This is a genomic window from Protofrankia sp. Cas8 (assembly GCF_963555845.1).
GTDB lineage: Bacteria > Actinomycetota > Actinomycetes > Frankiales > Frankiaceae > Protofrankia.
Genome location: NZ_CAUVXI010000332.1, coordinates 1 through 1754, shown reverse-complemented (window position 1 = coordinate 1754; position 1754 = coordinate 1). Strand labels below are relative to the sequence as shown.

At 60.0% G+C, this 1754-nt stretch carries 1 protein-coding gene; it reads right to left on the bottom strand.

Annotation, left to right across the window (positions count from 1 at the left end; all coding sequences use genetic code 11):
- Positions 1-586: 586 nt before the first annotated feature.
- A partial coding sequence (locus U9977_RS26360; protein WP_322751976.1) for a PIN-like domain-containing protein occupies positions 587-1754 on the bottom strand: 1168 nt, incomplete at its 5' end.

The window sequence follows — 1754 nt, the reverse complement described above, 5'->3', positions numbered from 1 at the left end:
CCCGCCGCCCACCATGTCGACGATCCGACACCCAGAGACCCGCAAACGACCAACACCGCCACACAGCAGACGGCAGACGGGCATGCCCGCCGCGTGCCCGTAGCAACGGTCGGCATGTGGTCTGATCTGTGGTCTCTGGCGAGAGCTGGACTGCTGCTGACCTGGTCCGGAGTGCTCCAGAGCAGGTCAGCAGCAGTAACCGCACAGGTTTCCCAAGCTCGTAACGTGGGCCGCGTCGGTACGCGTTCGGATCCGGCTACGTGCACCCATTGCTGTACCCAAGCTGGCGTACGTCGGCGGACGAACGTGAACACAGGCGGACGGCGAGTCCAGGTCACGCCGACGCGGCGGACGTCCACGGACATCAGCGGACATACCGCTCTTTCCTCTTAATCTGCGGGTCGGTCGTCACGCACGGAGTGCGCACGCCGGCCGTAGGTGGTGTAGCAACGGATGTAGCAATGGCCCGACCGGATGACCGACGATCCCGGATGACAGCGGATATAGCGACGCTGAACAACGGGCAGCGACCGCGGCTCTGTAAAGCTGTAAAGCTGTAAAGCGAAAAGTCGTCTGAGATGACGGATCAGTCATCTCCGGAGATCGACGAGTCCGCATCCCGCCGTAACAGAGCACTCAACAGCGGCAATACATCTTCGTGGATGCGGAAGCCCGCAGCCAACCCGAGAGCGGAGGGCCTTTCATAGTCGGTCCGAAGGATATAAACCGCGTCTTCGTGCACGAGACCCTCGTCTCGGAACTGTTGAACGACACGGTTGATCGGACGCGTAAATCCTCTGAGGCTCCGATCCGGAGGATAATCGCCGAGCGCATAAACCTGATCTCGGCCGATGAACCCGTCCTGCCTGACGGCCAGACGAATCACAGCCGCCTGAACCGGCGCTTCACCCGAGAGTACCGCCAAGAGCTCATCTAGAGATTCTCTGCCCCAACCGCCTCCGAGAGGCGGCTCAGACAGAAACTTGTCAACCCGATCCGCATCCCGAACGGATTCCTCGCGAACAGCGACTTGGAGGACTTCCTGTGCATACTCAAGTAGGTCAGCCGGACGCAGCATGAACAGCCGTACGCCCGCCCTGCAGCGCATCTCGTTGACTAATTCAAGACGTGGTCCCCGACGTTCGCCGGCCTCTTCGCGCCACCAGTCCTCCTTAATATCGCCAGTAACGAACAATACATCACGGCCACGGCGTGCAGCCTCGACGAGGACCTGCTCCCACACCAGATAGTCACCCGCTGCACCTTCATCGCCCTTTTTCCTATCCTTGTAGCCGGGCGGCTGACGCATCTCGACACGGCGCAGTCCTTCCGCGACAGCGGCTGCATGAGACTTGCCGTCTAATGGGATGCCGACGCGGTTTCGAAGGATCTCGCGTAGTCTTAGAATGACGGGATCCGCATTGGTGTTACGAGCAGAGTCGGCGGCCGAAGCGTCCGTAAACTCTGCGACGCCAGCGGTAACGGCATCGAAACCCGTGTTCAGCGCGCCGAGAAGGTTCGTCGTACGATCCGAGGAAAGTGATACCCGATTGACCCAAGTCCGGAATGACCTTACTGCTTTCTCGCGATGGTCCTTCAACTCTCGGATCGTTTTATCCGTATCGCGGGGATCCCGTAGGACACTCTCCCGGTTACGCCAGTATTCAGTAACCACTTGGTGAGGCACCCATAGCACATCGGCGAGTCGTTCAAGAACGGCCAATAAGTCGTCACGAGCGTCGGCAGTCAACCGA